The following is a 26,752-nucleotide window of genomic DNA, read 5'->3' as shown; positions in this document are numbered from 1 at the left end:
GCTCTCTCAAGCTGCCGACCGGCAATCAAACCATCTGGTGGAGCCAGACGGGATCGAACCGACGACCTCATGCTTGCAAAGCACGCGCTCTCCCAGCTGAGCTATGGCCCCGTAACCAGAAGACGAATGCCATGCTGCGCCAGAAAAGTGGTGGGCCTGGGAAGACTTGAACTTCCGACCTCACGCTTATCAAGCGCGCGCTCTAACCAACTGAGCTACAAGCCCTTAACGCTTAACGAGGCCTGCGGTGCCGCGATCCACGACGCTGTCGCGCCCGATCGTTGCGCTCAGCCCCTGGCGCGTGTTCGTCCGCGAAGAAAGAGAAACGAAGACGGCGAAATCCCGCCAATGGAGCTCATCAGGATCTGGCGATCGTGATGGCCCCTGAATGTTTCTAAAACGATCCGATAGTGAACGTGATGTTCACTGAAGGATCATCCTTAGAAAGGAGGTGATCCAGCCGCAGGTTCCCCTACGGCTACCTTGTTACGACTTCACCCCAGTCGCTGACCCTACCGTGGTCGGCTGCCTCCATTGCTGGTTAGCGCACCGCCTTCAGGTAAAGCCAACTCCCATGGTGTGACGGGCGGTGTGTACAAGGCCCGGGAACGTATTCACCGTGGCGTGCTGATCCACGATTACTAGCGATTCCAACTTCATGGGCTCGAGTTGCAGAGCCCAATCCGAACTGAGACGGCTTTTTGAGATTTGCGAAGGGTTGCCCCTTAGCTTCCCACTGTCACCGCCATTGTAGCACGTGTGTAGCCCAGCCCGTAAGGGCCATGAGGACTTGACGTCATCCCCACCTTCCTCGCGGCTTATCACCGGCAGTCTCCTTAGAGTGCTCAACTAAATGGTAGCAACTAAGGACGGGGGTTGCGCTCGTTGCGGGACTTAACCCAACATCTCACGACACGAGCTGACGACAGCCATGCAGCACCTGTGTTCCGGGCTCCGAAGAGAAGGTCACATCTCTGCGACCGGTCCCAGACATGTCAAGGGCTGGTAAGGTTCTGCGCGTTGCGTCGAATTAAACCACATGCTCCACCGCTTGTGCGGGCCCCCGTCAATTCCTTTGAGTTTTAATCTTGCGACCGTACTCCCCAGGCGGAATGCTTAAAGCGTTAGCTGCGCCACTGGTGAGTAAACCCACCAACGGCTGGCATTCATCGTTTACGGCGTGGACTACCAGGGTATCTAATCCTGTTTGCTCCCCACGCTTTCGTGCCTCAGCGTCAGTATCGGGCCAGTGAGCCGCCTTCGCCACTGGTGTTCTTGCGAATATCTACGAATTTCACCTCTACACTCGCAGTTCCACTCACCTCTCCCGAACTCAAGATCTTCAGTATCAAAGGCAGTTCTGGAGTTGAGCTCCAGGATTTCACCCCTGACTTAAAGACCCGCCTACGCACCCTTTACGCCCAGTGATTCCGAGCAACGCTAGCCCCCTTCGTATTACCGCGGCTGCTGGCACGAAGTTAGCCGGGGCTTATTCTTGCGGTACCGTCATTATCTTCCCGCACAAAAGAGCTTTACAACCCTAGGGCCTTCATCACTCACGCGGCATGGCTGGATCAGGCTTGCGCCCATTGTCCAATATTCCCCACTGCTGCCTCCCGTAGGAGTTTGGGCCGTGTCTCAGTCCCAATGTGGCTGATCATCCTCTCAGACCAGCTACTGATCGTCGCCTTGGTGGGCCTTTACCCCACCAACTAGCTAATCAGACGCGGGCCGATCTTTCGGCGATAAATCTTTCCCCGTAAGGGCTTATCCGGTATTAGCACAAGTTTCCCTGTGTTGTTCCGAACCAAAAGGTACGTTCCCACGCGTTACTCACCCGTCTGCCGCTGACGTATTGCTACGCCCGCTCGACTTGCATGTGTTAAGCCTGCCGCCAGCGTTCGCTCTGAGCCAGGATCAAACTCTCAAGTTGAACTTGAAGCTTTGAACCGGCTGATCACAACGTTTGACGAGGTCCCACCTATCAATCACCCACGCTTCACAGCGCAAATGATCATGGTGTTACCTTTGAAACATTGTCCGCCGAAGTCTTCTCGTCCGATCTCAGAACCAAAAGCCGAAGCTCTCAACCCCAAGACCCGCAAGGACTCCGCCGTCCACGTTTCTCTTTCTTCATCTTCACTTGTCAAACAGCCTGGAACCGAAGTTCCACCTCCGCGAAGGAGGGTCGCTCAACCTTATTCGACGACGATGGGCAACCGGGTTCTACCGGTTGTGCACCACTCATCAAAAGTGAGGAGCAGAACGGGCGCGAGTGCTTGCCCCGGTCAGTTCCGAAGCAGCGCCGCGCTCAGTGGTCGTGCTTATAGGGGGGTCCGATCCGGGTGTCAACGACCAATGTCAACAAATCGTCGCATCGAATCATTTTTCTTCAGGCCGCCCGACGCCGTGTCGTTTTGCCGTGGTCTCCCGGCGCGGCGCCGCACTTGGGCCACAATCCTGCGACGATTTGTTAATATGTACTTGATTCACCGGCGCCAGCGGGGACTGCCGGTGGTCTATCTCAAGGAAATGGCGAGCCCTTCGCCTGATCCTGACGGCCGAGACAACATCGAGAGATCCTGAACAAGCCTCATGGTTCGTGTTTCCGGCTTCTGAAGCGCCAGAATCCCGGACCACCTGCAGCATGCCATCATCTTGAGCCGTTTCTGTTGAACGGTGCGGAGGCCGGCCGCTGCAGCTGACGAGGCTCAGCTTGGGATGTTCGGTGTCGGGCGGTGAATTTGGGGGACGAGCGGTTGAACCATCGGACGTCACGCGGGGGGCATGGGCGCGAGATCGGCATGATCGATCTCGGTCATGAACCGCCGCTGTCGGTCGACGGCTCCGAAGCAGCGGTGATCGATCGCCGCCGGGTTTCCGTCCAATGGTTTTCAGGCACGATCCTGACCGGGCTTTGCGGCGCGGCCCTGATCGGCGGCGCCGTTTTCGCCTCCCTTGATGGTGAGCTGACGTTCGCGCGCATGCCGGAACGGGTCGAAACCGCCTTGCGGGGCGCCTTTGGCGGCGGCGACCGGGTTACGACGCTGCGCAAGAGCGACCGGCTGCCGCCGCCGAGCGAGGCCGCCGCAGCCCGCAGCGTGGTCCGCGTCTCGACGGTGACCCGGGTCGGCGCCCGCGACGTCGTCAAGGTTCGGCCGTTCGTGCGCGTCTCCGGCAACCTCGCGATGGCGACCAGCGATCTGTCGGCCAAGATCCCGCCCTTCAACGCCCAGCGCCTGTTGAGCGATGCCGATTCGAACGCGAACGGAACCGCTGCGGATCCGAACAATCCGGAAGCGGTCGAGCCCGACGCCGAGGTCTCCTTCGTGACCAAGGATCTTGCCGCCGTCCTGCCGAAGGCCAAGATCGCCGCCGTCGTGCCGCTCGATGAAATCATGATGCGCGTCCGCGACACCGCCAATTGGCGCGGCAATGGCGGCGGCGTCCGCTACGCCGCCCTCGCCAATGCGGCGGCGGATGCGACCGGCGCCCAGGGTGACCTGAAATTGGCCTATGCCAGCGACGGCAGCGTTCCCGACCCCTATGCCGGCTTCGAGACCCGCATCGTGCCGGAAAACGTCACCCTGCTGCCGAAGACCAAGGAGCAGATCACCGGCGGTAATCCGATCGGCGAGCGCATCCATCTGGTCAAGAAGGGCGACACGGTCACATCGATCCTGCGCGACCAGGGAGCGACGCCCGACGAGGCGAAAACCATCGCCGCGACACTGGGGCCGCGTGGCCGCGACGGCGGTTTGAAGGAAGGCGAGAAGGTGCGGATCCTGATGGGTCCCTCCAGTCCCGCGCCTGGCGCCCGGCTGCAGCCGTTCCGCGTGATCGTCGCTAACGATACGGTGGTCGAGGCCGTGGCTGCGCTGTCCGACCTCGGCAAATATGTCGCCGTGGACGTGCAGAGCATGAACACGGTGACCGATACGGCCGAGAGCACCAATGACGAGGAGGACGACGGCTCGGGCGTCCGGCTCTATCAGAGCATTTATGAGACCGCGTTGCGCAACAAGGTGCCGAACCCGGTCATCGACGAGATGATCCGAATCTACTCCTACGACGTCGACTTCCAGCGCAAGGTCCAGCCCGGCGATTCCTTCGACGTGTTCTATTCCGGCGACGACGACGAAAAGACCCCTGACAAAGGCGACGTGCTCTTCGCCTCCCTCACCGTCGGGGGCGAGACCAAGAAGTATTACAAGTTCATCACCCCTGACGACGGCGTGGTCGACTACTATGACGAGACCGGCAAGAGCGCGAAGAAGTTCCTGGTGCGCAAGCCGGTCAACAACGCCATCATGCGCTCCGGCTTCGGCGGCCGCCGCCATCCGATCCTCGGCTATGTGAAGATGCACACCGGCGTCGACTGGGCCACCGCCTACGGCACGCCGATCTTCGCCGCCGGCAACGGCGTGATCGAGACGGCCGGCCTCGAGGGCGGCTACGGCAAATATATCCGCATCAAGCACAACAACGGCTATGAGACCGCCTATGGCCACATGTCGGCCTTCGCCAAGGGCATGGAGCAGGGCAAGCGGGTGCGCCAGGGCCAGGTAATCGGCTTCGTCGGATCCACCGGCATGTCGACCGGCCCGCACGTGCACTACGAGATCCTGGTCAACGGCCGCTTCGTCGACCCGATGCGGGTGAAGCTGCCGCGCGGCCGTTCGCTCGAAGGAACGCTGATGGCGAATTTCGAGAAGGAGCGCGACCGCGTCGACCAGATGATGGCCGGCCGCAACGGTGGCTCCCGCCTCTCGGATGCCGGCCCATTGCAGATGCAGCAGGTGAGCAACAGGTAGCGTCCATTGCCCTTCCGCACCGGTGGGTGCCGGGGCTCAGCCGCAATCACTGGCCATCCGGTCGACAGCACGCGGGATAGGCGGCTGATGAGGCCGAAATACCAACCGTAACGCGGTCGAGCCGGGCATTCATCGCCTCCCTCGTCGGCGACCTGCATACTTCCTCCACTCCAGGCCGCCGCAAATTCGCCAAACAATTTCCGCGATCTTTCCCCGATCACGTAAGTCTGACGAAAGCTGAGCTTTGTCTGTTCCGCGCCATCTTCAATGAAGAGCGAGCGGAAATGGAAACCGTGCATGTCGTCGAGCGCTGCGATCCTCAGCGGTCCGAGGCAGAAGCGTTCGTCCGGGACGTCTACCGTCGCGAGTACGGTGCCAAGGTCACCGATTTCGCCAACCGGTTGATCTGCCGGTTCGGGCCCGGCGGACAGATCTCATGCGTGGCCGGCCTTCGGCTCGCCGAGGAAGGTTTCTTCTCCGAGCGATATCTCTCCGATCCGGTCGAGACGGCCCTGTCGCGCGCCGCCGGGTGCAGCGTCAATCGCGGCGACATCTACGAGGTCACGACGCTGGCCAGTCGCTCGCCGCGCGAGATCGCTGCCTTCATCAACGACATCATCACGTTCGGAACGGAGCGCGGCCTCTCATGGTCGTTCTTCACGCTGACGCGCCGCCTCAACCTGCTGCTCACGCGGCTTCACCTCGCACCGATCTACCTGGCCGACGCCACCTCGGATCGCGTGGCCGATCCGTCGGCATGGGGCCGCTATTACGAGACCGAGCCGAAGGTCTACGGCGTATACGATGACGGCCTGCTCCGCACCCGTGCATCCAGCGCTGCGGAGGCTCACCATGCGCACCTTTTTTGAGACGGTCGTGGCCCATGCAGGGCGTGATCCAGCACGAATCGCGTGCAGCGATTCCGAGAGGATGCTGACGCGGTCCAACCTGCTGAGTGAGGCGGCGCGGCTCGCCGCCCGCCTCCCGAAGGCAGCGCGCACCGTTGGACTTCTGATGCCGAATAGCTGCGATCAGGCCATCGCGCAGCTGGCCTGCGTTGCGGCCGGCCGAATCACCGTGCCGCTGCCGACCTTCTTCAGCCCCCAGCAGCTCGAGCACATCGTGCGTGACGCAGGGATCGACTTGGTCCTCACCGGGGCAACCGACACCGATGCCTTGCCTGCAGGGCTGCCGCGAATGCAGGCCACCTCGAACGGCGCTGAGGCAGCTATTCCCGCCTTCGAGCCCGGCTTCGGCGCCATCATCTACACGTCGGGAAGCTCCGGCCAGCCGAAGGGGGTCCGGCACGAGAGCGGCCAGATCGGCTGGTCCGCAGCCGCACTTGCCCGAGCGATCGATGCAACCGAATCCGATTCGTATCTGTCCCTGCTGCCGCTATCGCTTCTGCTCGAGACCATCTGCGCCATCTTCGTTCCTGCACTGGTCGGCGGGCGCGTGCACTTCGACACCGCGGTCGCCGAGGCGATTGGACGCGGCGCTCCGTCCGGCATTGCCGAGTCGTTCGCGCAGCACCGCCCGACCACGGGCGTGCTGGTTCCGGAGCTGCTGCGACTTTGGGTCGCCGAGCTCGCAGCTCTCAGGCGCCGTGCACCAGACAGCCTGCGCTTCGTCGCCGTTGGCGGCGCCGCAGTGCCGGTCGCGGTGGCGGAGGCCGCTTGGCAGTTCGGGATTCCCGTCCACGAAGGATATGGGCTTTCGGAATGCTGCTCGGTGGTGGCCCTGAACCGACCCGGCCAGCGCGTCGGCGGCACCGTCGGACAACCGCTCCCCGGGCTCTCGGTCGCGATCCATGACGGCGAAGTCCATGTCGACGGTCCCTGCGTGACCGATGGCTATCTGAGCGGCGGCCCGTCGCCGCGGCCCTGGCCGACCGGCGATCTCGGCGCCCTGGACGATCAGGGGCGGCTGACCATTTTCGGTCGGCGCGACAATCTCATCGTCACCGCGCTCGGACGCAACATCAGTCCTGAATGGGTCGAAACCACGCTGCTCCAGGACCCGAGCATCGCCTTCTGTGCCGTTGCAGCGGCCGAAGCCGGTCTCGCCGCGCTCATCGTTGCCACACCCCAGGCGGCGGGATGGTTTGCGTCGGCCGGCACGGACGTCGTCCAGGCACGCATCGCCGGCCTCTGTGCCGCACTGCCCGCCTATGCGCGACCGCTACGCGTCGAGGTGATCAGCCTCGCTGACGCAAAGGATGCCGGGCTCCTCACCGACAACGGCCGGATCCGGCGGCGCGTCGCGCGCGACCTTCTGGCCACCCTGTCCACCCCCTCCCCCCTCAGCTCAGAAGAAAGGACCGAACCATGAGCTTTCATGAGCGTCTGACCAGCGCAACTGCCGCCGCACGTGAGCAGTTCCTCGCTATCCCCCTCATCCAGAACGCACCACGCTACGGTGCGCCCAAGAGCCTCTATGTCGCCTTCCTCGCGGAAGCCTATCATCACGTGAAGCACACCTTCCCGCTGCTCGCGCTCGCGGCTTCGCGGACCACCGACGAACGCTATCAGGACGCGCTCGTCGAATACATGGAAGAGGAGCGCGGCCACGAGAAATGGATCCTCGACGACATCAAAGCGATGGGCGGCGACGCCGAGGCTGTGCACAACGGCCAGCCGGGCGCGGCCTGTCGCGTGATGGTCGCCTTTGCCTATCACGCCATCGAGCATGTGAGCCCTTATGCGATGCTCGGCAGCGTCCACGTTCTCGAAGGAATCTCGGTGCTGCTCGCCGATCAGCTCGCCGCGACGCTGCGGCAAAGCTTCGCGGTGGAGGGCGGCGGTGCCGGCTTCTCCTATCTGACCTCGCACGGCAGTCTCGATCAGGAGCACGTGGCTTTCTTCCGAAAAGTCGTCGACCGCATCGAGGATCCGATCGCGCAGGCCATCATCATCGATCATTCGAAGATGTTCTATCGCCTCTATGGCGACATCTTCCGTGATCTTGGCGCCCGTCCGGAACTCAGCCATGCAGCTTGACGGCAAATGCGTCCTGATCACAGGGGGCGGGTCCGGCATCGGCCGGGCTCTCGCCGTCGAGGCGGCACGGCGCGGCATGAAGCTCGCCTTGTGCGGCCGCCGCTACGAGGCCCTGAAGGAGACCGCAACCTCATTGGTGAGCAGCTGCGACCCGCTGGTGATCGAAGCGGACCTCACCGTGCCGGCGCACCGGGCGCGGATCGTGACGCGGTTGAGCAGCGCCTGGGGTCACCTCGACGTGCTGGTCAATAATGCCGGGATCGTGGCTGGCGGAGCCGTCACTCATCTCGACGACCATGCCATGGAGCAGACGTTCCGCACCAACGTCATTGCGCCGATGGCACTGACGCGCGATCTCGCGGGGCTGTTGGCAAGGGCCCGACCGTCACGCGTGGTGAATGTCGGATCGATGTTCGGCGATATCGCCTATCCCGGGTTCGCCGCCTACTCGGCGTCGAAATTCGCACTGCGCGGCTTTTCCAGCGCCCTGCGCCGCGAATGGCGCCAGCTCGGCATCGGTGTGACCTATGCGGCTCCCCGTGCGACGCAGACGGACGCGGCCGCCGCCTTCCAGGACCTGATCACCGCGAACGGCATGCAGCTCGACGACCCGGCCCGCGTCGCAGCCGCGATCTGGCGCGGCGTGGAAGCCGGGCGGGACGACATCTATCCGCGCGGGGCTGAGCGCCTGTTCGTGCTGATCCAGCGCCTTGCCCCTCGGCTCATCGACCGCGCCCTTGCCCGCACCACGGCGCGCTCCGCCGTCTAATCTCCTGAACAACTACGAGAAGGCCAACTCATGCGTGCCCGACTGCACAACCTCGCTTATTGGATCATGCTCGCCACGTCGATCACCGCGGCGCCTGCCCACGCAGCCGAGGATCCATTGATGACATCGATCCGGCAGATCCAGACGCGATGGGAAACCATCAAGTTCACCGTGCCGGAAGGCGACGAGCAGACGCGCCAGATGGACGCGCTCGGGTCGGAGGTCGACGCGCTGGCGGCAAAATATCCCGACCGCGTCGAAGCGCAGATCTGGGACGGTATCGTCACCAGCGAACGAGCCTCCATGTACAGCGCCTTCTCGGCACTGTCGCTCGCCAACCGGGCTCGCGATACGCTGGAGAAGGCGTACAAGATGAGCCCAACCGCGCTCGATGGCGGCGCACCGACGAGCCTCGGCGTGCTGTACTACCGCGTACCCGGTTTTCCGGTCGGCTTCGGCGACAACAGCAAGGCGCGCACCCTTCTGGAGCAGGCGACCGCTTCGGCACCGAACGGGCTCGATGCCTGGTATTTCTATGGCGACTTCCTGGTGTCGCGGGGCGAATATGCGCGGGCGCGCGACGCTTTCATGCACGCTCTCTCGATTCCAGCGCATCCCGACCGGCCGCTCTGGGACAAGAACCGCCGGATCGTCATCAAGGAGAAGCTCGATGACATCAGGGCCAAGCAATGACCGCAGCAGAGAATGCGAGCCGGAGCGGCGGCGGACTGTGGCATCGCTTCGGCCGTCAGCTCGCCCGCCCCAAGGGCCTCACCGGGCTTCTGGTCGGCCGCTTGATGGCCCAGATCAACCGGGCGCCATACCGCTTGGCGCTCGAAGCCCTGGCTCCCCAGCGATCCGACCGGGTCCTTGAGATCGGCTTCGGCCCCGGCGAGGGCATTGCCGCCCTCGCAGTGCAAGTATCTGCCGGCCGCATCATCGGCCTCGACGCGGCGTCGGCGATGCTTGCGCAAGCGTCGCGGCGCAACCGAAAAGCCATCGCCGAGGGACGCGTCGCCCTTGGCATTGGCGAGGCCAGCGACCTGCCCTGGGCGGCGGCCAGCTTCGACCGCGTGCTCGCCGTCAACGTGGCCTACTTCTTCGATTCGCGTGGTGATGCCGCGTCCGAAATCCGTCGCGTGCTCGCGCCAGGCGGCCGGGCCGTTCTCTATGTGACCGATCGCGCGACCATGGCCCACTGGCCGTTCGCGGGACCGCAGACGCACAAGACCTATGATGCGTTCAGCCTCCAGCAGTTGCTCCGGGCCGGAGGCTTCGCGGCAGACAGGATCCGGATCGAGCGGCACCGCCTTCCATTCGGAGCATGGGGTCTGGTTGCGATTGCTTCGGCCTGACGACCCGTCAGCTCACGTGAGCAATCAGCTTCTTCGCTGGGGGAAATCGCATCTCGGCGCATCCACCGCCCGGTGCGTTCGACAGATTGAGTTCACCGCCATGGGCGAGCATGGTCCGCTCGACGATCGATAGGCCCAGGCCCGCACCGTCGCGCCGGTCGCTGCGCACGAGCCCGCTTCTACGCCATTCGGCGTCCAGCACCTGCGCCGGAAATCCCGGCCCGCAATCGCGGACGGCGATTGCCGGCACATTTGTAATCTCGACCGAGATCGTGCCGTTCGCCGGCGAATGCTCCAGCGCGTTCTCAATGAGATTGCGGACAGCGCGGAAGATGTCGTCGCGCCCCCCGGACACGATCACGGGCTGATCGCCGGCAACAACTTCGATCAGACGGCCGCGGGCGACGATCTGAGGGGCGAGAAAGGCCGCCGTCTCGCGCGCCACGTCGCGCAGATCGACCACGTCGCCAGGCTCGATACGGAAGCGGCCGAGCCGGGCGCGGTCGAGCATCTGCTCGACCAGGCGCTCCATGCCGCCCAAATCGGTCTCCAGCAGCCGGGCCTGGGGCACGTCAAGCGCCGCGAGCTGCGCCTTCATGACCGAGAGCGGGGTCCGCAATTCGTGCGCCACGTCGGCGACGAACTCCTCCTGCAACTGATAGGCCTGCCGCAGCCGGATGAACGCCTCGTTGACCGTCCGCACCAGCGCCAGAAGATCGTGCGGCAGGCCCTTCTCGCTGAGAAGCACCGCCACACCACCCGGCTGGATCGCCCTCGCCTGCTCCACCGCCTGGGCCAGCGGGCGCAACGCGAGGCGCGCGACGACGATGTTCGTCAGCAGGAACAGCCCCAGAAACGGAATCCAGAGCCAGGCGATCTTCTTCATGAATTCGTGCAGGACGGATTCGAAGATGATGTCGCCAGAGGGAAAGACGATCTGCAGGGCGGCGAATGACGAGATGTTCGGAATGCGTCCGGTGAGGCCAAACAATTCGGGCTGCGTACCGCTCGCAGGCAGGCGGAAATAGAAGTACGACAAGGACGTCGGATCGAAGGCAATGAATGGGTCGGTCACCTCCGGCGAACCGGCAAGCTTCTGGCCGTCGATATCGAGCAGGATGAACCGGCCACCCGCCTCCGCAATCCGGCGTCTCGTTTCCTCGCTGACCTGCGCCCTCAGCTTGCCATCGCCATCCGTGACGTCCTTGAGGATGTCCGCAGCGAAGCCTTGCAGCGTGCCTTCATAGAAGAGCGAGTGCGGGCCGTGGAAGCGCGTATAGAGGAATAGCGTCGCCACGCCGACGGCACACAGGCTCACCAATACGAGGCCAAGCACGAGACGGCCGAACAGGCCCTGGTGCAAATGTCTCAAGGTCGTCGCTCGGAGAGAAGATAGCCGATGCCGCGCAGGGTGAAGATCTCCCGCTCCGCGCCGGCCTCCGCGAGCTTCTTGCGCAGACGATGCATAAGCACCTCGATGGCGTTGGAGCTGACCTCTTCGCCATAACCATAGAGCGCCTCCTCCAGCGAGGATTTCGGCACGACACGGGGGCGACATCGCATCAGGAGTTCCAGCGCGCCGACCTCGCGGCGGGTGAGATCCACCACGATGCCGTTCACCTTGGCCCGGCGTTCGCCCGGGTCCAGCGCAATGTTGCCATCGTGAAGGACGCTCTGGAACGTCGTACCTGGCCGCCGCAGCAGTGCGCGGACCCGCGCGATCAGTTCGTCCGGGTTGAACGGTTTGCGCAGGTAGTCGTCGGCACCGCCATTGAGGCCGCTGATGACGGACGACGCGTCATCCCGAGCGGTCAGCAGCAGGATTGGCGTCGAGGCGCCACGACGCCGGAGCGAATCGAGCAGATCCATGCCATCGCCATCGGGCAGGCCGAGATCGAGCACGATGCAGTCGTAATCGGTCGTCCGCAATGCGACCTCGGCGTCGCCCAGCGTTACGAACGGATCGACGGCAAAGCCGGCGCTGCGCAGCGCGTTGGTCGTCAGCCCGCGCAAGCGTCGATTGTCTTCCAGAAATAAAATCCGCACGTCCGCTTTGACCCGCGTCGCGCATGCCGGGCATGCGCATGAAGTTCCGATGCGCAGGTCGCTAACACACATCCGAGGCGGCATCGACGGATGAGGGGAACACATTCAAATTTCCACGGGGATTTGATCGAGCGATTCATTTGCATATCAGTCGCATTTGCACCCATCATTCTAACGAAAACGCCCCTCCCCGCGACACGCGGTAAGGGGCGCAGACTTGTTAGTATCGGGCTCTTCCTGGCGTCGGGTTCACCGGCCTCCTGCTGTCGGCGCGCGCCGCGCCCGGATCAGTTCAGCTTGCGCTTCGGGATCGGCGCCTCGAAAGTCGCGATCTCGGCAGTGTGCGGCACCTTGCCGTTGAAGGTCAGCACATTGCCTTCGGCCGAGATCGTCATGTGATCGCCGTCCTTCACGTCGCCCGCCAGGATCATCTCGGCGAGCGGATCCTGCAAGTAACGTTGGATCACCCGCTTCAAGGGACGCGCGCCATAGGCCGGATCCCAGCCTTTGACGGCGAGCCAATCGCGCGCCACCTCGTCGAGGGTGAGCTCGATCTTGCGCTCCTCCAGAAGCTTCTGCAGCCGAGTGAACTGAATCTCGACGATCCGCCCCATCTCGCTCTTCTGCAGCCGATGGAACAGGATGATCTCGTCGACGCGGTTCAGGAATTCGGGGCGGAAATGCGCCCGCACCGTACCCATCACCAGATCGCGCACCTCCGAAGTATCCTCTCCCTCCGGCTGGTTGACCAGGAACTCGGAGCCGAGATTGCTGGTCATGATGATCAGCGTGTTGCGGAAGTCGACGGTGCGCCCCTGGCCATCGGTCAGGCGGCCGTCGTCGAGCACCTGCAGCAGCACGTTGAACACATCAGGATGCGCCTTCTCGATCTCGTCGAACAGCACGACCTGATAGGGCCGGCGCCGCACGGCTTCGGTCAGCGCCCCGCCCTCGTCATAGCCGACATAGCCGGGAGGCGCGCCGATCAGCCGCGACACCGAATGCTTCTCCATGTACTCGGACATGTCGAGGCGGACCATCGCAGTCTCGTCGTTGAAGAGATACTCCGCGAGCGCCTTGGTCAGCTCGGTCTTGCCGACTCCGGTCGGGCCTAAGAACATGAACGAGCCCATCGGCCGGTTCGGATCCTGCAGGCCTGCGCGCGAGCGGCGCACGGCGGTTGCCACCGCATGCACGGCTTCGGCCTGACCAACCACGCGCTTGGCCAGGCTCTCCTCCATCCGCAGCAGCTTGTCCTTCTCGCCTTCCAGCATCTTATCGACGGGAACACCGGTCCAGCGCGAGACCACCTGCGCGATGTGGTTGGCGGTGACCGCCTCCTCCATCATCTCGCCGGCATTCTCCTTGGCCTCGATGTCCGCAAGCCGCTTCTCGAGTTCCGGAATGCTGCCATAGGCGAGTTCGCCCGCACGCTGATATTCGCCACGGCGCTGCGCATTGGCGAGTTCGATGCGCAGGGCATCCAGCTCGCTCTTCAGCTTCTGCGCATTCGAGAGCTTGTTCTTTTCCGCGCTCCAGCGCGCGGTCAGGCCTGCCGACTTCTCCGAGAGATCGGCGAGTTCCTTCTCCAGCGTCAGCAGCCGGCTCTTCGAACCGGGATCGGTTTCCTTCTTCAGCGCTTCCTGCTCGATCTTGAGCCGGATGATCTCACGATCCATCGAATCCAGCTCCTCCGGCTTGGAGTCGACCTGCATCTTCAGCCGCGCCGCCGCCTCGTCCATCAGGTCGATGGCCTTGTCGGGCAGGAAGCGGTCGGTGATGTAGCGGTTCGACAGCGTCGCCGACGCCACCAGCGCGGAGTCGGTGATGCGCACGCCGTGGTGCTGCTCGTATTTGTCCTTCAGGCCGCGCAGGATCGAAATCGTATCCTCGACCGAGGGCTCGGAGACGAAGATCGGCTGGAAACGCCGCGCCAGCGCCGCATCCTTCTCGACGTGCTTCTGATACTCGTCGAGCGTGGTGGCGCCGATGCAGTGCAGTTCGCCGCGCGCCAGCGCCGGCTTGAGCAGGTTCGACGCGTCCATCGCACCGTCGGCCTTGCCGGCGCCGATCAGCGTATGCATCTCGTCGATGAACAGGATGAAGCTGCCTTCGGCCGCGGTGACTTCCTGCAGCACGGCCTTCAGCCGCTCTTCGAACTCGCCGCGATATTTCGCGCCCGCAATCAGCGCGCCGAGATCTAGCGCCAGCAGCCGCTTGTCCTTCAGACTCTCCGGCACGTCGCCGTTGATGATGCGCAGCGCCAGGCCTTCGACGATCGCGGTCTTGCCGACGCCGGGCTCACCGATCAGCACGGGATTGTTCTTGGTGCGGCGGGACAGCACTTGAATGGTGCGGCGGATCTCCTCGTCACGGCCGATCACCGGATCGAGCTTGCCGTCGCGCGCGGCCTGAGTCAGGTCGCGGGCATATTTCTTCAGGGCATCATAGGCGTTCTCGGCGGTCGCCGAATCGGCGGTGCGGCCCTTGCGCAAGGTCTCGATCGCAGCATTGAGGTTCTGCGCCGTCACCCCGCCCTTGCTCAGGATCGTGCCGGCCTCGCTGTTCTTCTCCAGCGCCAGCCCGAGCAGGAGCCGTTCGACCGTGACAAAACTGTCGCCGGCCTTCTCGGCCGCTTTCTCGGCCGCGTCGAAGGCGCGCGCCAGTTCGGGCGACAGGTACACCTGCCCGGCGCCGCTGCCCGACACTTTCGGCAACTTGTTCAGGCCATCCTCGGTCGCCTTGAGGATCGCGCGCGAATTGCCGCCGGCGCGATCGATCAGACCAGCCGCCAAGCCTTCATTGTCGTCGAGCAGAACCTTGAGGAGGTGCAGGGGCGAGAACTGCTGGTGCCCATCGCGCACGGCCAGCGACTGGGCGGATTGGATGAAGCCCCGAGCACGTTCGGTATATTTTTCGATATTCATAACTGGTTTCCCTCAGCCTGCCGCTCACGCCCCGAAAGCACGTTGTCGGCATCTTCACTGGGTTTCGCTCCTCGACGTTGACGCTCGTCAACCTCGCAAGCGGACGCGTCGCCGGCACGTCGCCGGCTTGACGGAAATGTGGGAAGCGAGGTCCGGATTCGGAAGAGGCAGCTTCACAAATTCGTGTGCGCTAGCGAACGGCTGGGGAATCTTTTATCAGGGCTGATGCCTGTGAACCCACCAGCCGAAATCGCCGGCCTCTACCGCTACCCGGTCAAAGGCCTCACCCCGGAACCACTGCAGCAGGCGCCGTTGCGCGTCGGCCAAACCCTGCCCGCCGACCGCCGCTACGCCATCGAGAACGGACCGAGCGGGTTCGACCCGGCGCAACCAGCCTGGAAGGTGAAGACGTTCTACCTGATGCTGATGCGCAACGAGCGCCTGGCGGCCCTGAAGGCTCGGTTCGACGATGCCACCAACCTGCTGACGATCCAGCGGGGTGGCGAGGTGGTCGCGCAGGGCGACCTGGAGACGTCGGAAGGACGCGCCGCGATCGAGGCATTCTTCGCCGCCAACTTCTCCGAGGAACTACGCGGCCCGCCGAAGGTCATGTCCGGCGGCGACCACAGCTTCTCCGACGTGGCGCGCAAGGTGGTCTCGATCATCAATCTGGCAAGCCTGAAAGAGATCGAAGCGATGGTCGGCGCAGCCGTGAACCCGCTGCGCTTCCGCGCCAATCTCTACGTCAAGGATTGGCCGGCCTGGTATGAGGCTGGCCTCGTCGGAGCAACGCTGCGCATCGGCACGACCAGGCTGAAGGTGGTCAAGACCATCACCCGCTGCGCAGCCGTCAATGTCGACCCCGACACCGCCGCGCGCGACCTCGACATTCCGCCCGCGATCGTCCGCCATCGTGGCAACAATGAATGCGGCATCTATGCCGAGGTCATCGAACCCGGCGACATCCGTGTCGGCGATGCGCTCGCGGTCGAACAGCCGAGCTTGTTGTGAAGCAGCATTTCGCCCTGCTACCGATCTCGATTTTCAATGGTCATTCCGGGGCAGCCGCGTTGAGCGGCTGAACCCGGAATCCATCGTGCTACGGAGCATGAGGTGAAATTGATTCCGGGCTCGCCGCTATGCGGCGCCCCGGAATGACACGAGCGAGAGCCCGAAGCACTTATCAGTTCGGCATCACATAGGCATAGACCCGGCCGCGCGACACCGGCGCCTCGCGCACCCGGTTCCGGTTGTTGCCGGAGATCAGGATCGGATTACCCTGCGCGTCGATGCCGGAGACCACGCCGACATGACCGCCGCCGTGGCGGCTCATCACCGCGATGGCGCCGACCTGCGGCCCTGACACGCGCTGGCCGTAGCTGGCGAAGGAGCGGGCGAGGTCCGACCCGGTACCATGATGTCCGGTGCGCTCCAGCACCATGTTCATGAAGCGCGCGCACCACAGGCTCGCACGGCTGGTCGGGTTGCCGCCGAGATAGCGGCGCGCCTCGGCGACCACACTGCTGTCACCGAAGCCACCCGACGACCCCATGCCGCCGGATGCAGTGCCAGACATCATTTGGTTCGCCTGCACATCATCCACACCGCGCACCTCCAGCCGAGCCACGCGGCGCGACAGGCGAGCATACGATCTGCCGTGACGGATATGATGCTTGGCGTAGTGATGACCGCCATGACTGCGGTGGGCATGATGCCCGGAGCCATGATGGGAACGGGCCGAAGCCGGCGTCGCGGAAGCGGCAAAGGCCGCGGAACACACCGCCAGCGCAACAACGTGAAGCGACCGGCGAACGATAGACACAACCATACTCAATCCTTCTCTTAGTCCCCCTGGCAGTCTGACTTGACACCCCCTGTTCCCTGACTGGCCCCCGTGTGCACAGTCAGCAGCAGCGGCTCGTTAAACGGCCGGATGTGACGAAAACATGACGACATGCTGCACTGCAATGGCAACCAGAGGGAAATTCCGGGCGAGCCCGTTTGTGAATACCGGGGAACCCATCCGCATTGCTGCCCTCAGATTGCTGCCCTCAGCATGAACTGCGATGGTCGATGCGCTGAAAGCTGAAACAAGAAGGAGCTCGGCAATGCCCCACGCGGCGACCAAGGATGGCGTACGTCTCTATTTCGAAGAGGCCGGGAGCGGTACGCCAATCCTGTTCCTGCATGAATTCGCGGCCGACTACACCAATTGGGAGCCGCAAATGCGCTACTTCTCGCGCGCGCATCGCTGCATCGTCTTTTCCGCGCGCGGCTATACGCCGTCGGACATCCCACCCTCGCCCGCCGCTTACACCTATGAACATTTTTATACCGATGCCTTAGCCGTGTTCGATCATCTCGGCATCGCGCAAGCGCATTTCGTCGGGCTGTCGATGGGTGCCTATTCCTCCCTGCAGGTCGCGCTGCATGCGCCGCAGCGACTGCATTCGATGACGCTCGCCGGTGTCGGCTCCGGCTCGAGCCTCGAACAGTTGGAGAGCTTTCGCGCGCAATGCCGGGCCACAGCCGAGCAGTTCGACACGCTCGGCTCAGTGGAGGTCGCCAAGATCACGCGCGAGGCGCCGGGCCGGATTCCCTTCCTGGTGAAGGACCCGCGCGGCCACGCCGACTTCTATGCGGCGCTGGCGCGGCATGATGCCAAGGGCTCCGCCAACACGATGCGCAGCTTCCAGGGCGGGCGTCCTTCGATCTACACGATGGCGGAGGCGATCAGACAAGTGGCCACACCGGGGCTGATCATCTGCGGCGACGAGGACGACGCCTGCATCGAACCAAGCCTGTTCCTGAAGAAGCACCTGGGAGCGTCGGGACTGACATTCTTCCCGAAGTCGGGGCACGTCCTGAATCTGGAGGAGCCCGCGTTGTTCAACGCGACGGTGGAGCGCTTCATCACCATCGTCGAGGCCGGCCGCTGGAATCAGCGCGATCCAAGGTCGATTGCGGGTTGGTAAGACGCCGGGCACTCGTTCCGGCGTACGCATCTGACCGCCTGCGGGGGGCGGCGGCGCGGTTCGCCGGGACGACTTAGTGAGCCAAACATCGTCACATCGGGGACTGCGGGTCCGGCGCAGTCGTGAGGCTCAACCGCAGCTCAGCCAGGGAGGGCGCCCCCTCAATTGAGAGCTTCGACCGGGCATGATTAGGCGCCAGGGCGGCCCACCCGATACCCTGCCGTCAGGAACTTGCGAGCTGACATAGCGCATTGTGTAACACAGGAGGGATACACGAGTCTGATCGAAGTAGCCGCTACCAACAGCTGAAATGGGCTTACGACGATGGAACGCCGCGAGAGCTGGCGCTTTCGCGGACGCTTTTCAGATTGAATTAATCTGGGCCTGCTACCGCTAGGCCCAGACTCCGAAGGGCTGGGTATCGGGCGACCAGGCGAACGCGTTGCAGCGATCGCCAAAGCGGCTAGGCAGAACACGGCATCTCGGAAGGAATGGGGATGCGGAATGGTCGACGTGGCAGCCGGCGACTTGCCTCGAAGCACGCCACGGCCACCTTCGCCAGCGCGGCTCTTTCGAGGACCATCGGTGCAGGAGGTTCTCGATCTCAACGGCGGCGCATTTCCGGGGTTCGATACGCTTCGGCTTTGCCTGTCGCTTCTGGTCGTGCTCGTGCATTCGTTTATGCTGTCCTACGGCATGGCCGGCTCTCGCGTGCTGCTGAACGCGCCCTACATCGCCGTCATGCTTTCGCTGCTGCCGCTCTTCTTTGCCTTGAGCGGATTTCTCGTTGCCGGCAGCGCATTCCGATTGCGCGACACGGGCACCTTCCTGCTCTTCCGAAGCCTGCGAATAGTGCCTGCATTGGCTGTCGAAGTTACGATTTCAGCCTTGATCCTCGGCCCTCTGCTGACGACCCGACCGCTGCGAGACTACTTCACGAATGCGGATTTCTTCTCCTATTTCGGCAACATCATCGGTCGCGTTCGATTTACATTGCCCGGCGTGTTCGAAGGGCTCCCGCTTGATCGCGTCGTCAACGGGAATGTATGGACGCTCAAACCGGAGTTCTTCTGCTACGCCCTCATGGCGCTCTTGATGGTGAGCCGGGCGGCCTACAGCCGGAAACTGACAACGCTGCTCTGGCTGGTCGTAACCGTCGCGATGATCGTGGTGAATCAGGCTACCGACGCGTTCGTGCCCGATGGCTATCTTGGACCAACGCTGCTGGTCTATTCCTTTGCCACCGGCGTCGTCGCCTTTCATTGGCGAGAGCACATCAAGCTGAACGCGTCACTCGCGCTGCTCTCGGCCGCAGCTGCCTATTTGCTGCTGTTGGGGCCGAAGAACGCGTTCTTCTCCATTCCTGCTCTCACCTACCTGATGATTTGGATCGGTGCCCAGCGGCTGCCATCGACGGGCGGAGATTATTCCTACGGCATCTATCTGTTTTCGTATCCGATCCAGCAAACGCTCGTTGCGACGTTCCTGCCGCTGCGCGAATGGTGGCTGCTCTTTCCCATATCTGCCCTGATTGCGATTCTGATCGCGGCGCTATCCTGGCATCTGATCGAGCTCCCTGCGCTCCGGTTGAAAAAGCCGGTCTTGGCGTTGTCCTCTCGCATGACGACCAAACTGATGGCCGCCATTGCCCGATGGCGGGCGGCGTTGCCCGTCCGCCGCATGAGTGGTTCGTGACTGACCTTTTTCGCGCGCCGACGGCCGTAACTGCTCGCTCTCGCCCATCCCGCACAGCCCCGGACGCGTGGCGAGACATTGCTGCCCGGCGGGCATTTTGCGCATGGTCGTCATGCCGCCATTGCCCGTCGTGCCAGGATGTCGCAGGCATCAAGGCTTGTGTCGTCGGGCAAATTAGGAGCACCTTTCCGCGCATCCCGCCTCCACAAGAGGGACGTATCGCGATCGTCACGGACGTCGGAAGCGGGATGCGATGGACGCGGCGTGTCGCAGTGTGTCTCTCACACGGACGAACGACATCGGCGCGGACGTGAAGTCGTGTGGTCCTGGCCTCCCGGTGCTGAGGCCCATGCAACGCGCAAGCGTTGCGCGACGCGATGATGCTTCGCATCACGCGGACGGGGGCAAGAATGCCGGTCCCCGAGGAGAGCGCGTATAAGCGTTAACACCGTCGCGCAGGGAAGGCCGGATGTGCGGCTCGTACCTGTGGTGACTGCCGCCTGCTTTTTTTGATGCAGGCGGGCCATGGGTGTGAGCTAACACCCGGCCTTTCCTGCGCCCTCTTGCTTTTCGAGGGCGAATGCTTCGCAAAGCTCGGGCGTAACGCGCTGCGAGAATGCGAGCGCACGCCTCGCGCTGTTTGAGATGTGAAGAGCCAGATCGTGCCAACAGGCCGGTCATTCCGGGGCGCGCATGCAATGCGCGAACCCGGAATCTCGAAATGGGTGTGCGCGCCAGACAACTTCGAGATTCCGGGTTCGGGGCCTACGGCCTCGCCCCGGAATGGCAGCCGGAGGCTACCTTCCCTTCCCCGCCCGGCTCAGCAGGAAGATCCCCTGCTCGCCGAACATGTTCCAGAACCACCAGGGCATATTGACCCGCAGCGGCTGGCCGTCGGAATCGAGCGCCACCGCGCGCTCCATCTTGACGTTGATCTCGTCGCAGAGCTGCACGAAGTCCTTGATGGTGCAGAAATGGATGTTCGGCGTGTCGTACCAGGTGAACGGCAGATTCTCGGTACGCGGCATGTGACCGCCGATCAGAAGCTGCAGGCGCAGCCGCCAGAAGCCGAAATTCGGAAAGGCCACGATCGCGCGGCGGCCGATGCGCAGGAGATTTTCGAGCACCGTCCTCGGCTGCCGCGTCGCCTGCAGGGTCTGCGACAGGATCACGTAGTCGAACGCGTCGTCGGGATAATCGACGAGGTCGGTGTCGGCGTCGCCCTGCACCACCGCAAGCCCCTTCGCCACGCAGTGGTTGACGCCTTCGCGCGACAGCTCGATGCCGCGACCGTCGATGCCGCGGCTCTCAAGCAACTGCAGGAGATCGCCGTCGCCACAACCGATGTCGAGCACCTTGGAGCCGCGCTCGACCATCTTGGCAATCAGCAGATGGTCGGGGCGATAGGCGAGCCCTTCGCGCTCCGTAACGCCGTTCAGCGGCAGCACCTCTTGCAGCGCCATGGTCAGACTCCGGGTGTGGTCAGCCCGCGTGCCTTGCCGGCGGACTCGAGGAAGGCACGGGCGATGTCGAAGAACTCGGGGACATCGAGCAGGAAGGCATCATGACCTTTGTCGGTTTCGATCTCCGCGAAAGAGACCCGTGCGCTCGACGCGTTGAGCGCATGCACCAGCGCCCGCGACTCCGGCGTCGGAAACAGCCAGTCGCTGGTGAAGGACACGACGCAGAAACGGGTCTGAATGCCGCGGAAAGCTTCGGCCAGCACGCCATCATGATCGGCGGCGATATCGAAGTAGTCCATCGCGCGGGTCAGATAGAGATAGGCGTTGGCATCGAAGCGCTCCACGAAGGACGAGCCCTGGTAGCGCAGATAGCTCTCGACCTGGAAATCGGCATCGAAGGAAAAGGTCGGCAGGTCGCGGTCCTGCATGCGGCGACCGAACTTGCGATGCAGCGCCGCGTCCGACAAATAAGTGATGTGCGCGGCCATCCGCGCCACCGCGAGCCCGCGATGCGGATGAACGCCCTTGTCGGCATAGCGGCCGTGATCCCAATCCGGATCGGCCATCACCGCCTGCCGGCCGAGCTCATGGAAGGCGATATTCTGCGCCGAGTGACGCGTAGCGCAGGCGATCGCGAGCGCCGCGAACACGCGGGTCGGATAGGCCACAGTCCATTGCAGCACCTGCATGCCGCCCATGGAGCCGCCGACCACCGCAAACAGCGTCTCGATGCCGAGATGGTCGATCAGCATCGCCTGGGCGCGCACCATGTCCGGAATGGTGATGATCGGGAAATCCAGGCCCCAGGCCTTGCCCGTCGCCGGATTGAGCGAGGCGGGGCCGGTCGAACCCATGCAGCCGCCGATCACGTTCGAGCAGATGATGAAGTAACGGTTGGTATCGAGTGGACGGCCCGGGCCGACCAGCGTCTCCCACCAGCCCGGCTTGCCGGTCATCGGATGGCGATTGGCGACATGCTGATCGCCGGTCAGGGCGTGGCAGACCAGGATGGCGTTCGATCTGTCGGCATTGAGCTCGCCATAGGTCTGGTAGGCGATCTGGAACGGCGCGAGATCGACCCCGCAGTCGAGCCGGAGCGGCTGATCGGCGCCGAACTTTGCAACCGGCGAGTTCGGATGATCGACCTCGTGCGAGCGCTCCTCCGGCGGGATCACGCGTCGTGACTTCGGCGAGTTCGATTTGGGCGTCAGGCCTGTCATGTCTCTAGACCCCGGCGGTCGCCGGAGCTCCCGAACCACGTGACATATCAGGCCATAAAAAAACCCGGCCCGAAATTAGGTTCGGCCGGGATCAGAACTGTCCCCGGCCTGTTTAGCGAATTGTTTAACGTGGCTGCAAGCCGGCCGGCTCAAATGACCACGGAATGACCAACAACGTAGTCCGGCGGGCGGCCGACGTCAAGGCAAGCCGGAATCGACGGCACGCCGCCATGTTGCAACTGTAGCGCTTCCGGGCGCTCGATCGGGTAAACTTGATGTTGCACGCGCCTGATCTGTAGGACAGAACGACGCTCGCCTGCACCGCAGGACCAGCCAAGAGATGCCGCAAATGCCCGAGACGCCTCCCGCCCCGCCCTCGCTTGCCGATCTGCGCAAGGAGATCGACGCGATCGACGAGCAGATGCATCGGTTGTTGATGCAGCGCGGCGACATCATCGACCGCCTGATCCAGGTGAAGAAGACGCAGGAGGTCGGCTCGGCCTTCCGGCCGGCGCGCGAGGCCGACATGATGAAGCGCCTGGTGCAGCGCCATCGCGGCATCCTGCCGCTCGATACGGTCGAGAGCATCTGGCGCATCATCGTCTCCAGCTTCACCTACGTGCAGGCGCCGTTCTGCGCGCACGCCGACGTCTCGGTCGGCGAGGCTGCGATGCGGGATTCCGCGCGGTTCCATTTCGGCTTCATCGTGCCCTATGTGGCGCATTTCAGCGCCCAGGCCGCCGTCGAGGCGGCAGCGAAATCGAAGGGCGATCTGGCGCTGGTCTCGGCGACGTCAGGGCATACGCCGTGGTGGATCACGCTCGAGCCGGCCGGCGCGCCGAAGATCATCGCCCGGCTGCCTTTCCTGGAGCGCGCCGACCATCCGGCGGCGCTGCCGGTGTTTGCGATCTCCCGCGTGGCCGACGATGCCCTGCTGTTGGAGGTCGAGACCTGGAGCATCCGCGTGTCGGGCTGGAATGCGCAGGTGGCGCGAGCGCTGTCGCCGCTGGCGGACATCGTAGCGGTGCCGGATACCGCCTTCGACAGCGCGGCCCTGTTGGTCTCCATCGAGACCCCCTCGAACCTCGAAAAAATCAGGGCAGCCCTGATCGCGGCGGGCGCCTCGGTACGCTCGACGGCCCTCGTCGGCGGCCATGCAAAGCGCTATACGGTGCCGAGCTAGGGTTGATGGCTCTGGCCTGATCCTGCGGTTTCCCGGAGTTGAATGATGTCCCGCCCCGTGCCGAATCCCGGCATCCTCGATATTGCGCCCTACACCCCCGGCAAGAGCCCGAAGCCGGAGCCGGGCCGCAAGGTGTTCAAGCTTTCGGCCAATGAGACCCCGTTTGGCCCCTCGCCGAAGGCGATCGCGGCCTTCACGCACGCGGCGACGCATCTGGAGGACTACCCGGAAGGCACCTCGCGGGTGCTGCGCCAGGCGATCGGCCGCGCCTACGGCCTCGATCCCGATCGGATCATCTGCGGCGCCGGCTCCGACGAGATCCTCAACCTGCTGGCACACACCTTTCTCGGCCACGGCGACGAGGCGATCTCCACCACGCACGGCTTTTTGGTTTATCCGATCGCCACCATGGGCCGCGGCGCCAAGAACGTGATCGCACCGGAGAAGAACCTGACCGCGGATGTCAACGCCATCCTGCAGGCGGTCACGCCGCGCACCAAGCTGGTCTGGCTCGCCAACCCGAACAATCCGACTGGCACCTACATCCCGTTCGACGAGGTCAAGCGGCTGCGCGCCGGCCTGCCCTCCAACGTCGTACTGGTTTTGGACGCGGCCTATTCCGACTACGTGTCGCGCAACGACTATGAGGTCGGCATCGAGCTGGTCGCCACGACCGAGAACACCGTGATGACCCACACTTTTTCCAAGATTCACGGGCTCGCCGCGCTACGCGTCGGCTGGATGTTCGGCCCGGCCCATATCGTCGATGCGGTCAACCGCATCCGTGGACCGTTCAACGTCTCCACGCCGGCCATGCTCGCCGCGGTCGCTGCGATCGAGGACAGTGCGCATGTGCAGACGTCCAAGACGTACACGGAAGAATGGCGCAACAGGCTCAGCGAGGAGATCGGCAAGCTCGGCCTGAAGGTGACGCCGAGCGTGACGAACTTCATCCTGATCCACTTCCCGACCGAGAAGGGCAAGACGGCCGCCGAGGCCGACGAATTCCTGACCCGGCGCGGCCTGGTGCTGCGCGCGCTCAACAACTATCAGCTGCCGCATGCGCTGCGGATGACGATCGGCTCCGAAGAGGCCAATCGCCTGGTGTTGGAGGGTTTGCGCGAATTCATGGGGACGAAGTGACGAGCGCGGCGAAATTCGAGCGCGTCGCGCTGATCGGATTCGGCCTGATCGGCGGCTCGATCGCGCGCGCCGCGCGCCTGCATGGGCTGGCCGGTGAGATCGTCACCACAGCGCGCTCGAAGGAGACGCGGGCTCGTGTCGCCGAGCTCGGCATCGTCGACCGCGTGGTGGAGAGCAATGCGGAGGCGGTGAAGGACGCCGACCTCGTCATCCTCTGCATTCCCGTCGGCGCCTGCGGGCCTGTGGCGCAGGAGATCGCGGGCTCACTGAAGGACGGCGCGATCATCTCCGATGTCGGCTCGGTCAAGGGCGCCATCGTGCGCGACATGGCTCCGCATTTGCCGGCAGGTGTGCATTTCGTGCCGGCGCATCCGGTTGCCGGCACCGAGAATTCCGGCCCCGACTCCGGGTTTGCGGAACTCTTCATCAATCGCTGGTGCATCCTGACGCCGCCGGTCGGCACCGATGCCGATGCGGTCGCGCGCCTCCGCGCGTTCTGGGCTGCGCTCGGCGCCAAGGTCGAGATCATGACACCGGACCATCATGATCTCGTGCTCGCCATCACCAGCCATCTGCCGCATCTGATCGCCTACACGATCGTCGGCACCGCCGAGGAGCTGGCGCAGGTGACGGAATCCGAGGTGATCAAATTTTCCGCGGGCGGCTTCCGCGACTTCACCCGCATCGCCGCGTCGGATCCGACGATGTGGCGCGACGTGTTCTTGAACAACAAGGATGCCGTCCTGGAAATGCTCGGCACCTTCAATGAGGATCTCGCCAAGCTGACACGCGCGATCCGACGCGGCGACGGGCAGGCGTTGTTCGAGCATTTCACCCGGACGCGCGCGATTCGCCGCGGCATCGTCGAGATCGGGCAGGATTCGGCAGCGCCCGATTTCGGCCGGCCGCTACCGCAGATCGAGCCGTCGTAACGGCGGACGGGCCGCGCGCTAGAACAGTGGCGGGATCTGCGCCACTTTGAACGGGCCGAGCACGACCGCCCCATCGGAGATGCGCAATGGAAAGCTGCGCGCCTTACGCCCTTCCAGCACGACTTCCTTGCCCAGTGCATTGATGCCGGCAGCGACGCCGGCATTGGCGTTCTGTTTCACCACCTTGCCAAGCCCTGGAATCGCGCGATCGAGCGCGCCGAAAAGGTTGTTGAGATCCTGCGACTTCACCCCGGGCGCAACGCGGTCGAGCGTCGACTGCGGCACGCCGTTGTCGAGCATCTTGTCGATCCCAAGCGCGGGGATCACCTTGTCGAGCCCAGCGACGGTCATCTGCAACTCGCCATCGATGTTGCCGCTGGCTGTCAGACTGAGCGTGCCGGAAGCGACCGCGAGCAGTTCGCCCTGCTGAATCCGCGATTGCACGATGTCGATGTGGCCGCCGGCAGCCTGGATCTCACGAAATCGCACCGGCCAGGGCTTGGGCCGAAAATCGCTCAATCCCGAAACGCGCGTCTGGATGTCGGCATTGAACGGCTCGGAGAGCAACGGATGACTCCCTTGAATGCTGCCGTTCGCGATCTGCAGCGCGGCTTCGATCACGGGATGATCGGTCGGCGAACCCTCGGCGAGGCGGCCGTGCAGTTCGATGTGATCGGCGCGCGCAAGCGGCGCGCGAGCCGCACCGTCGATTCGATCGATCGTGGGAGCGTCGAACACCAATGCGCCGCGTTGTGGTGCCACGGGCAGGCCATAGACGCTGGCCTGGCCGAGCTGCCAGTTCACCGCAAAGGAGGCGGGATCGCTGCCGTTCGAGATGGTCGCAGGCCCCTTGAATTCCGCGATCAGACGCTTGGGGTCATAGACCTGGGCCACGACCAGAATTTCGCCGAGCTTGGCCGTCATCAGCGGCGTGCCGGCGGCTTGCGAGAACAGGGAAACGCTTGGGTCGCCGCAGCGAACCTCGAGGCGGAACGGGAAGCCGGCGACCGAGCGCCGCGCGCAATCATAGACGCGGCCGGACTTCGCCTCTCGCGCACGCCAGGCGTCGGCCTGGACATCGACCTGCGAAGCGGCAAAGAACCAGAACACGCTCCATGCCACCGCGGCGATCAGGAGCAGGACGGGAGCGATGAAGAGCCCCCATAGCGGGCGCCTGCGCGGCGCTGACGTCATATCGGACATGCGGGGACCCTTTGCGGAGCAATTTTGG

General features: G+C 63.9%; 19 protein-coding genes, 2 tRNA genes, 1 rRNA gene, 1 pseudogene and 1 riboswitch. Of the genes and pseudogenes, 13 read left to right on the top strand and 10 right to left on the bottom strand.

Annotation, left to right across the window (positions count from 1 at the left end):
- Positions 1–35: 35 nt before the first annotated feature.
- The 3 genes from QX071_RS31940 to QX071_RS31930 form a co-directional block, all read right to left on the bottom strand.
- Positions 36–111 (bottom strand) — tRNA-Ala (locus tag QX071_RS31940).
- Positions 112–148: 37 nt separating this feature from the next.
- Positions 149–225, bottom strand: a tRNA-Ile gene (locus QX071_RS31935).
- Between the two features lie 219 nt (positions 226–444).
- Positions 445–1,933, bottom strand: a 16S ribosomal RNA gene (locus QX071_RS31930).
- 871 nt (positions 1,934–2,804) lie between these two features.
- Here QX071_RS31930 and QX071_RS31925 point away from each other — a divergent pair.
- From QX071_RS31925 to QX071_RS31895, 7 genes are all read left to right on the top strand, one after another.
- Positions 2,805–4,814: a M23 family metallopeptidase gene (locus tag QX071_RS31925; RefSeq protein ID WP_315706390.1), complete on the top strand. Its 2,010-nt coding sequence runs from the start codon at positions 2,805–2,807 to the stop codon at positions 4,812–4,814.
- 284 nt (positions 4,815–5,098) lie between these two features.
- The gene (locus QX071_RS31920) at positions 5,099–5,683 is read left to right on the top strand and encodes a thermostable hemolysin (protein WP_315706391.1); all 585 of its coding nucleotides are present in this window, start codon (positions 5,099–5,101) and stop codon (positions 5,681–5,683) included.
- The gene (locus QX071_RS31915; RefSeq protein WP_315706392.1) at positions 5,667–7,145 is read left to right on the top strand and encodes an AMP-binding protein; all 1,479 of its coding nucleotides are present in this window, start codon (positions 5,667–5,669) and stop codon (positions 7,143–7,145) included. Before QX071_RS31920 ends, QX071_RS31915 begins: the two co-directional genes overlap by 17 nt.
- A complete protein-coding gene (locus tag QX071_RS31910; protein ID WP_315706393.1) occupies positions 7,142–7,813 on the top strand; it encodes an iron-containing redox enzyme family protein in 672 nt (223 codons plus the stop codon). The genes QX071_RS31915 and QX071_RS31910 overlap by 4 nt, the downstream gene beginning before the upstream one ends.
- Complete coding sequence (locus tag QX071_RS31905; protein ID WP_315706394.1) at positions 7,803–8,582, top strand: SDR family NAD(P)-dependent oxidoreductase; 780 nt, start codon at positions 7,803–7,805, stop codon at positions 8,580–8,582. Before QX071_RS31910 ends, QX071_RS31905 begins: the two co-directional genes overlap by 11 nt.
- 30 nt (positions 8,583–8,612) lie before the next feature.
- Positions 8,613–9,275 (top strand): tetratricopeptide repeat protein, encoded by a 663-nt coding sequence (locus QX071_RS31900; RefSeq protein WP_315706395.1) that lies wholly within the window; start codon positions 8,613–8,615, stop codon positions 9,273–9,275.
- A 104-nt stretch (positions 9,276–9,379) separates the two neighbouring features.
- Positions 9,380–9,937 (top strand): methyltransferase domain-containing protein, encoded by a 558-nt coding sequence (locus tag QX071_RS31895; RefSeq protein ID WP_315706396.1) that lies wholly within the window; start codon positions 9,380–9,382, stop codon positions 9,935–9,937.
- A gap of 7 nt (positions 9,938–9,944) precedes the next feature.
- Here QX071_RS31895 and QX071_RS31890 read toward each other — a convergent pair whose 3' ends face one another.
- The 3 genes from QX071_RS31890 to clpB all read right to left on the bottom strand — a co-directional run bounded on the left by QX071_RS31890 (position 9,945) and on the right by clpB (position 14,910).
- Positions 9,945–11,309 (bottom strand): HAMP domain-containing sensor histidine kinase, encoded by a 1,365-nt coding sequence (locus QX071_RS31890; protein ID WP_315706397.1) that lies wholly within the window; start codon positions 11,307–11,309, stop codon positions 9,945–9,947.
- Positions 11,306–11,983: a response regulator transcription factor gene (locus tag QX071_RS31885; protein ID WP_315706398.1), complete on the bottom strand. Its 678-nt coding sequence runs from the start codon at positions 11,981–11,983 to the stop codon at positions 11,306–11,308. Before QX071_RS31885 ends, QX071_RS31890 begins: the two co-directional genes overlap by 4 nt.
- A gap of 287 nt (positions 11,984–12,270) precedes the next feature.
- A complete protein-coding gene (clpB, locus tag QX071_RS31880) occupies positions 12,271–14,910 on the bottom strand; it encodes an ATP-dependent chaperone ClpB (protein ID WP_315706399.1) in 2,640 nt (879 codons plus the stop codon).
- A 225-nt stretch (positions 14,911–15,135) separates the two neighbouring features.
- Here clpB and QX071_RS31875 point away from each other — a divergent pair, with 225 nt between their 5' ends.
- Entirely contained in the window at positions 15,136–15,921 is a 786-nt protein-coding gene (locus tag QX071_RS31875) for an MOSC domain-containing protein (RefSeq protein ID WP_315706400.1), read from the top strand.
- A gap of 172 nt (positions 15,922–16,093) precedes the next feature.
- On the opposite strand, the gene QX071_RS31870 is transcribed toward QX071_RS31875, so the two are convergent.
- Entirely contained in the window at positions 16,094–16,738 is a 645-nt protein-coding gene (locus QX071_RS31870) for a TIGR02594 family protein (protein ID WP_315706401.1), read from the bottom strand.
- Positions 16,739–17,018: 280 nt separating this feature from the next.
- Between QX071_RS31870 and QX071_RS31865 the strand changes: the two genes are divergently transcribed.
- The gene (locus tag QX071_RS31865; protein ID WP_315706402.1) at positions 17,019–17,885 is read left to right on the top strand and encodes an alpha/beta hydrolase; all 867 of its coding nucleotides are present in this window, start codon (positions 17,019–17,021) and stop codon (positions 17,883–17,885) included.
- Between the two features lie 504 nt (positions 17,886–18,389).
- Positions 18,390–19,430 (top strand): annotated as a pseudogene (locus QX071_RS31860) (acyltransferase family protein); the annotation flags it as partial.
- A 947-nt stretch (positions 19,431–20,377) separates the two neighbouring features.
- On the opposite strand, the gene metW reads toward QX071_RS31860, so the two are convergent.
- Both metW and QX071_RS31850 read right to left on the bottom strand, forming a co-directional pair.
- Positions 20,378–21,043, bottom strand: coding sequence for a methionine biosynthesis protein MetW (gene metW, locus QX071_RS31855; protein WP_315706404.1), 666 nt, complete (start codon positions 21,041–21,043; stop codon positions 20,378–20,380).
- Between the two features lie 2 nt (positions 21,044–21,045).
- Positions 21,046–22,263, bottom strand: coding sequence for a homoserine O-acetyltransferase (locus QX071_RS31850; protein WP_315706405.1), 1,218 nt, complete (start codon positions 22,261–22,263; stop codon positions 21,046–21,048).
- Positions 22,264–22,354: 91 nt separating this feature from the next.
- A riboswitch (SAM riboswitch) is annotated at positions 22,355–22,434 on the bottom strand.
- Positions 22,435–22,612: 178 nt separating this feature from the next.
- Here QX071_RS31850 and QX071_RS31845 point away from each other — a divergent pair.
- The 3 genes from QX071_RS31845 to QX071_RS31835 are packed head-to-tail and all read left to right on the top strand — an operon-like array spanning position 22,613 to position 25,521.
- On the top strand, positions 22,613–23,446 hold the full coding sequence (locus tag QX071_RS31845; RefSeq protein ID WP_315706406.1) for a chorismate mutase: 834 nt from the start codon (positions 22,613–22,615) through the stop codon (positions 23,444–23,446).
- Positions 23,447–23,491: 45 nt separating this feature from the next.
- Positions 23,492–24,589 carry a histidinol-phosphate transaminase gene (hisC, locus tag QX071_RS31840; protein ID WP_315706407.1) on the top strand — a complete coding sequence of 366 codons (1,098 nt, stop codon included), beginning with the start codon at positions 23,492–23,494 and terminating at the stop codon, positions 24,587–24,589.
- Positions 24,586–25,521 carry a prephenate/arogenate dehydrogenase family protein gene (locus QX071_RS31835; RefSeq protein ID WP_315706408.1) on the top strand — a complete coding sequence of 312 codons (936 nt, stop codon included), beginning with the start codon at positions 24,586–24,588 and terminating at the stop codon, positions 25,519–25,521. The genes hisC and QX071_RS31835 overlap by 4 nt, the downstream gene beginning before the upstream one ends.
- Before the next feature lie 18 nt (positions 25,522–25,539).
- Here QX071_RS31835 and QX071_RS31830 read toward each other — a convergent pair whose 3' ends face one another.
- On the bottom strand, positions 25,540–26,724 hold the full coding sequence (locus QX071_RS31830) for a DUF2125 domain-containing protein (protein WP_315706409.1): 1,185 nt from the start codon (positions 26,722–26,724) through the stop codon (positions 25,540–25,542).
- Positions 26,725–26,752: the final 28 nt, after the last annotated feature.

It is taken from the genome of Bradyrhizobium sp. SZCCHNS1022 (assembly GCF_032484835.1).
GTDB lineage: Bacteria > Pseudomonadota > Alphaproteobacteria > Rhizobiales > Xanthobacteraceae > Bradyrhizobium.
This window is presented reverse-complemented; position numbering and strand designations above follow the sequence as displayed.

What these genes read in the sequence shown, in the direction of transcription:
- QX071_RS31915 (WP_315706392.1), top strand. Translation starts at nt 5,667, where the DNA reads ATGCGCACCTTTTTTGAGACGGTCGTGGCCCATGCAGGGCGTGATCCA.
- QX071_RS31910 (WP_315706393.1), top strand. Translation starts at nt 7,142, where the DNA reads ATGAGCTTTCATGAGCGTCTGACCAGCGCAACTGCCGCCGCACGTGAG.
- QX071_RS31830 (WP_315706409.1), bottom strand. Translation starts at nt 26,724, where the DNA reads ATGTCCGATATGACGTCAGCGCCGCGCAGGCGCCCGCTATGGGGGCTC.
- hisC (WP_315706407.1), top strand. Translation starts at nt 23,492, where the DNA reads ATGTCCCGCCCCGTGCCGAATCCCGGCATCCTCGATATTGCGCCCTAC.
- QX071_RS31920 (WP_315706391.1), top strand. Translation starts at nt 5,099, where the DNA reads ATGGAAACCGTGCATGTCGTCGAGCGCTGCGATCCTCAGCGGTCCGAG.
- QX071_RS31875 (WP_315706400.1), top strand. Translation starts at nt 15,136, where the DNA reads ATGCCTGTGAACCCACCAGCCGAAATCGCCGGCCTCTACCGCTACCCG.
- metW (WP_315706404.1), bottom strand. Translation starts at nt 21,043, where the DNA reads ATGGCGCTGCAAGAGGTGCTGCCGCTGAACGGCGTTACGGAGCGCGAA.
- QX071_RS31925 (WP_315706390.1), top strand. Translation starts at nt 2,805, where the DNA reads ATGATCGATCTCGGTCATGAACCGCCGCTGTCGGTCGACGGCTCCGAA.
- clpB (WP_315706399.1), bottom strand. Translation starts at nt 14,910, where the DNA reads ATGAATATCGAAAAATATACCGAACGTGCTCGGGGCTTCATCCAATCC.
- QX071_RS31865 (WP_315706402.1), top strand. Translation starts at nt 17,019, where the DNA reads ATGCCCCACGCGGCGACCAAGGATGGCGTACGTCTCTATTTCGAAGAG.
- QX071_RS31905 (WP_315706394.1), top strand. Translation starts at nt 7,803, where the DNA reads ATGCAGCTTGACGGCAAATGCGTCCTGATCACAGGGGGCGGGTCCGGC.
- QX071_RS31845 (WP_315706406.1), top strand. Translation starts at nt 22,613, where the DNA reads ATGCCCGAGACGCCTCCCGCCCCGCCCTCGCTTGCCGATCTGCGCAAG.
- QX071_RS31870 (WP_315706401.1), bottom strand. Translation starts at nt 16,738, where the DNA reads ATGGTTGTGTCTATCGTTCGCCGGTCGCTTCACGTTGTTGCGCTGGCG.
- QX071_RS31900 (WP_315706395.1), top strand. Translation starts at nt 8,613, where the DNA reads ATGCGTGCCCGACTGCACAACCTCGCTTATTGGATCATGCTCGCCACG.
- QX071_RS31895 (WP_315706396.1), top strand. Translation starts at nt 9,380, where the DNA reads ATGGCCCAGATCAACCGGGCGCCATACCGCTTGGCGCTCGAAGCCCTG.
- QX071_RS31850 (WP_315706405.1), bottom strand. Translation starts at nt 22,263, where the DNA reads ATGACAGGCCTGACGCCCAAATCGAACTCGCCGAAGTCACGACGCGTG.